At 69.2% G+C, this 5400-nt stretch carries 4 protein-coding genes; 1 reads left to right on the top strand and 3 read right to left on the bottom strand.

Annotated elements, in window-relative coordinates; genetic code table 11:
• Window positions 1-81 precede the first annotated feature (81 nt).
• On the bottom strand, window positions 82-3345 hold the full coding sequence (locus tag D7X74_RS39140; protein WP_147446848.1) for a lantibiotic dehydratase: 3264 nt from the start codon (window positions 3343-3345) through the stop codon (window positions 82-84).
• Between the two features lie 75 nt (window positions 3346-3420).
• On the bottom strand, window positions 3421-3597 hold the full coding sequence (locus D7X74_RS43335; protein ID WP_158620496.1) for a hypothetical protein: 177 nt from the start codon (window positions 3595-3597) through the stop codon (window positions 3421-3423).
• A 194-nt stretch (window positions 3598-3791) separates the two neighbouring features.
• Between D7X74_RS43335 and D7X74_RS39145 the strand changes: the two genes are divergently transcribed.
• The gene (locus D7X74_RS39145; RefSeq protein WP_120538049.1) at window positions 3792-5081 is read left to right on the top strand and encodes a lanthionine synthetase C family protein; all 1290 of its coding nucleotides are present in this window, start codon (window positions 3792-3794) and stop codon (window positions 5079-5081) included.
• A 125-nt stretch (window positions 5082-5206) separates the two neighbouring features.
• Here the strand turns inward: D7X74_RS39145 and D7X74_RS44650 are convergent.
• Window positions 5207-5400 (bottom strand): hypothetical protein (locus D7X74_RS44650; protein WP_233602443.1); only part of this gene is annotated, 194 nt, incomplete at its 5' end.

Here is a 5400-nt window from a genome sequence, read left to right on the forward strand (position 1 = left end):
GGGGGATGGGGGCAGGCGCGGAGGCGCAGCCCACCGCGAGCAGCAGGCCCGCCAGTCGCAGCCAACTCCAGGGGCCCTTCCTCATCCCAAGCGCTCCTTGTCCATCCTCGCTGCTGGCTCCAGGCGCATCCCCCGCGCCCGGAACGACGCATAGAGCCTCTCGAGGAGATCGAAGAGGACGAACTCGTGCGCACGCGGAGCGTCCCTCAGCATCCGGTTGACGTGCAGGTGCAGGTAGCTTGCGGCCAACGCATCGAGCCCCTGCGACAGGCCTCCGCTCCGCTCGAGCTCCCGCAGCCGCGAGACAACAGGCACCAGGCGCTCCGACCGACGGAGCAAGGCGGCGAAACCCGGGGACGACGCGCCTCCGGGGGGGCCTTGGCCCGTCAGGAGTGGCTCCAGGATGGGGCGACGCTGACGGGCGAGGCGACTGAGCTGGGCCTCGAGTCTCTTGCCCGCCCCGTGCTCCTGGGCGTAGGCGGTGCGCAGCCGGCTGGCGATGCGGTGCCTTCCATCCAGGTCGAACCCGAAGTCGGAGAGCAGCAGGTCCATCCCCGCGAGGGCGCACTGCCACCGCGCATCACCATCCCGCCCCTCCAACGCCTCCAGCGTCGCGAGGACCGCCTCGCTGTCCACGTGGAAGAACTCCTCGGCCAGGAGCACTCCCTCGCTGCCTCCGTATCGCTCCACCTCACGGACATACGTGTCCAGTTGGAACCGCTTGAGACGGCCTTCTTGGAGGAGGGGGTCCAGGGCGTCGTGCAGGCGCGGCAGGGCCTCCCGTAGCAGTGCGTCGGGTGGGCCGCGCAGCCTCAGTCGGAGGTGGTGCTCGGGGTCCGAGTAGCGCAGGAAGTGCCATTGGTCGGCGCTGCCCGACGACATGAGCGCTCTCACAACGGGGGCGACGTTCTCGAGCAGGAGCCGATCGGTGAGGCCGGAGCCGACGTGGAGCCGGGCATACAGCCACTCGGAGCCCGGCGGGAAGCTCCGTCTCCCAGCGGGGAGGGAAGAGGGAGGGCGAGGGGGAGCTTCCTTCCGCTCGGATTCCCGGCCCACGAAGGGGATGATCAGCTCGTGGAGGTACGAGCCTTCGGGGCCCCTGGCGCACAGCTCCCCTGGCGCCGGCCACATCTCCGTGAGGCTCACCACCCGCCGCCGCGCCGCGAGAGCCAGGAAGGACTCCACGCAGAGCGCATTCTCCAGGTCCACTGGCAGCTCGTTGTCGCCATCCGTGAGCAGGACGAACCTGGGCAGGCCCAGGCGTTCTCGGAGCTCCAGCATCCGGCGGACCTGCTCGTGGGCGGGGCCTTGCGCCAGCTCCTCCAGCACATTCGCGCGGAGCAGCCAGCGCGCCCTGGCGAGGACGACACGCCCGGCGACGACCCTTGGCAGGAAGGGCGCGCCATCCAACGCGCCCCACCTCCAGGTCAGGCTGCATGCGTGCCCTTCGGTCTGGAGCGCTCCGAGGAACCGGTAGATCGCCAGGTTATGGGGGTACCTGTGCGCGTGGGCCGTCGTCATGCGGGGGATGATCTCGCGGCCCAGCTTTCGGGAGCGCAGGACGAGCCGCCCCTCGCGAACGGAGATCAGGAGATCTCCCAACGGAATCTGGGCTTCAGGCGGCACCGCGGAGCGCCCAAGGTAGGGAATCTCGTAGGCCCGGAGGGCGGGACGCGTGAGGACGTTGCTCACCCGGCCCGCGGGGACGTGGACGACCTCGGCGAAGAGGGCGTCGGGCCGCAGCGCCTCCTCGAGGCGCAGGTGGTGGCGTACGGCGGAGCCGAGCGCCTCATTCCCATGGCAGAAGCGCCCGAGGAGCCTCACTCCCGAAGGCCCGTCCACCAGCCGCACCAGCAGCGAGAAGTCTCCTTGCCGGAGGCTCTCCTCCGAAGCGGCCCCCAGCGTCGCCACCACGACGAAGGCATCCGGCAGCGGCAGCCTCTCTGGGACCGAGAGCGCCTCGATGTCCTTGTCCGTCAGCTCGAGCACCCGGCCGCCGGCCCGGACCACCTGCTGGACCCGCTCCAGGAGCAGATCCCCGGCGCGTGACCACTCCACCGTGTCCACGGGAGCGCCAGGGAAGGCCAGGCCCTTGAGCAGGGGAGAGCAACTGGCCGCCGGCCCGCTCGCGGCCTCGAAGCCAATGCCTACGTCCTCGTCGAGCGCCTCGGCCAGCGGCACCTCCTGCTGCTCGTAGCGTCGCAGGAAGTCCTCCTTGAACTTCTGGAGGGGATTGCGCCGCATGGGGCTGATGCGATGGAGGAGCGCCACGGCCGAGCGCAGCTCGTCCATCACCTCCCGCCCGAGCGTTGCTTCAACCACGGGCTTGAAAAGGTCGACCTGGACCAGCTTGGAAAGCTCCGGCGGTGGCAGCAGCTCTTCCACACACGCGGCGACGGCTCGGTAGCGCGCCTCCGGCTGTCCAAGCCCCGCGGCGTCGAGCTCGGCAAGCAGTCCATGAACCCGCTCCAACTGCCCGGCCTGCCAGGCCGTGGACGGGCTCCTCCCGAGCTGCGCGATGACTTCCCGGAGAGGATCCGGCAGCGTCACGGCCGGGACGAGCTCCGAGACCAGCACCTGGAGGGTGACGAGCTCGTCTACGTACTCGCCCGCCTCCGTGACGCTGACATCCCCCTCTCTCTCGGCCAGGGCCTGGGCCAGCTCCTCGCGACGGGCTCCTTCCCGGGCACGCTCCAGGACGAACTCCAGATACGGGGTCGCCTCCACCGCGGCGAGCTCGTAGGCCCGCTCAGTGCCTTGCTGTGAGGACTCGACGTACCGAAACCGTCCCGCCGTGCGGTAGAGGCTGGAGTTGGGGAAATAGCGGGGGTGGTGCCTGACCGCGCCTTGCCGTTGCAAGGCGTCGAGGAGGGAGGCCAGGTAGTCCATGTCCAGGCGCGTCTGTCTTTGGTAGGCCTCCCGGCCTTGGAGTGACAGCCGGGTCTCCCGGCCCAACTGGCCGACGGAGCACCCGGCGAAGAGCCCGAAGGGGGTTGCGCGCCCCGTCATTCGCGCAAGGTAGCGGACGAGGGCGCGCTCCACCTTGCTCCCGCTGGGTCCGTCTGGGGTCCGCACCCAGCTCTCCAGACTGGAAACAAGGTTGGGCGAGGAGACGAGCAGCGCCTCGTGGACCTCGGGCAGCTTGAGCAGCTCACGAAGCCGGGAGCGCAGGCCTCTCCTGGCGGCCTCGATGCGCTCTGCCCATGGCAACGAGGCGTCCAACTGGCTCAGCTCGACCCCAGAAGCCCACTCAGAGAACAGGTGGAGGGGGAGCAGCGGAGTTCGGAGCACGAAGAAGTCCGTGCTCGCGCGATGCGGAGGCTCACGCCCGAAGTTGGCCGTCATCTGCAACGAGCCTGGCGCACGATGTGCGGTACGCGCGTCATGCGCCAGCCCCCAGTCAAGAGCTTTCGAGTGGGATTAGAGGAGACAGGTGTCCGACGGCTCAAAGCAGCAATGTCCGCTGGTCGTATTCGAGGTATCGGTCTCCGGCGGCATCATGTTCGCCTCCGTCGAAAGCTGCTTCTGCGCGAGCATGCGGATGGACTCCTTGCTCACGATCAGCTTCTTCTGGCTCGGCTGGGATCGCGACTCCATATGACTACGCTCCTAGGTGAGGGATGCCCTGGGTTGCTCGGCCTGCCCGCACTGACGCCAGGGACACCATGACAGACGTCTGGACAGACGTCTGGACAGCAGCGCTGTCCTAGCAGTGCCCTGCAATCCATGGCAAGGGAAAGCTAGAATTCGGACATTGGAGCCCCGCGGGGTTCTGCTAGTCTTCCACTGCAATGCATCAAGAAGAATGGCAGCCCATCCTGGGCGGTGAGCAGGCCGCGCGCGCGTGGCAGGTGATCGAGTCCATCGCGCGGGACCTTCGGGCGCGGTCAGGCACATATGAGCGTGACTTCTCCCTGTCCCAGGGGATGTCTGGCATCGCCGTGCTGTTTGCCTATCTCTCCCGGGCGGGAGCGGGGGGAGACGCTGGGGAGTTCTCGCTTCAAAGTCTCGAGCGCGCCATGGATGGCGCGGCCAGTACGCCAATGCCCCTGGGCCTCTATTCAGGCCTCACCGGGGTGGCCTGGGCAGCAGAGCACGTGCATCGGTGCCTCTTCGGGCAGGCGCCGGAGGATCTCACGGCGCAGGTGATGGAGCTCGTGTGCGCCCAGCTCGCTGCCCCTGAATGGGAGGGGGGCCATGATCTCGTCAGTGGGCTGGTGGGTCTGGGCGTCTACGGGCTGGAATACCCGGAGCGCTCTTCCGCGAGAGAGTGCCTGGGGCACGTCGTGCGGCTGCTGGAGAAGCTGAGCGAGCGCGACGGCCTGGGCGCGCGGTGGTGGACGGTGCCCGGAAAGCAGGCTCCCCACCTGCGCACGCGCTACAACGTGCCCCACCTCAACCTGGGAGTGGCTCACGGGGCACCCGGGGTGATCGCCCTGCTGGCACGGGCTTGCAGTGCCTGGGAACCGCCGCCTGCGCGGGAGCTCGTCCGGGACGCGGTCCGGGACCTGCTGCGCGAGAGGCTGCCCGAGGGGGGCTCCTCACGATTTCCCGCGTGGGTTGCCCGGAGCATTCCCCCGAAGGAGGCACGGGCCGCATGGTGTTATGGCGATCCGGGCGTCGCCGCCGCGTTGCTGTTGGCCGCGCGCGAGCTGGGGGTGCCTGAATGGGAGCAGGAGGCCCTGCTCACGGCCCGCCTGGCCGCGCATCGCCCCGTGGAGGAGTGCCGGGTCAAGGACGCCATGGTGTGTCACGGCATGGCGGGGCTCGGGCACGTGTTCAACCGCCTCTACCAGGCGACGGGCGAGCCGCGGCTCCTCGAGGCCGCCCGAGGCTGGTTCTCCCGCACCCTGGAGGTGTTCCAGCCGGGGTGCGGCATTGGGGGCTACCAGAGCCTGGAGCTCGAAGGTGCGGCGAGCGAGGCCTGGCAGGATGCTCCGGGAGTGCTGGCGGGCAGTGCGGGGGTGGCGCTCACGCTCCTCGCGGCGACCACTCACATCGAGCCCCATTGGGATCGTATGTTCCTGCTGGACCTGCCTCCCGGGCCTCCCGCTGTTCGAGCGCCCTCCCGCGAGCCCTGAGAGAAACGCCGCATGTCTTCTTTTCCAAACGAACAACGCGGAGCAGGGGAGCGCCCACGAAGGTCCGCGCCCTGGCGGCTCGTCCTGGGCGTGTGTCTGCCCTTCGCCGTCCTGTCGGTGGCCGGCTATCTGCTGACCGGGTCATCCGGATCTTCGCAGGCAACCGAGGTCGAGCCCTCCACGTCCGCCGGGGAGGTGAAGGTGGCTGCGGCCTCCCTCCCGTCGAGTGCCCGCGAGCCGCAGGCGGCTCCCTCTCTTGAGAGGCCGCCGCCGCCGCCCCCCTCCTCCGGCCAGGACGCCAGGTCCTCCGCATCGTCCC

Source organism: Corallococcus sp. CA047B (assembly GCF_003612065.1).
GTDB lineage: Bacteria > Myxococcota > Myxococcia > Myxococcales > Myxococcaceae > Corallococcus > Corallococcus praedator.

What these genes read in the sequence shown, in the direction of transcription:
- D7X74_RS39145 (WP_120538049.1), top strand. Translation starts at nt 3,792, where the DNA reads ATGCATCAAGAAGAATGGCAGCCCATCCTGGGCGGTGAGCAGGCCGCG.
- D7X74_RS39140 (WP_147446848.1), bottom strand. Translation starts at nt 3,345, where the DNA reads ATGACGGCCAACTTCGGGCGTGAGCCTCCGCATCGCGCGAGCACGGAC.
- D7X74_RS43335 (WP_158620496.1), bottom strand. Translation starts at nt 3,597, where the DNA reads ATGGAGTCGCGATCCCAGCCGAGCCAGAAGAAGCTGATCGTGAGCAAG.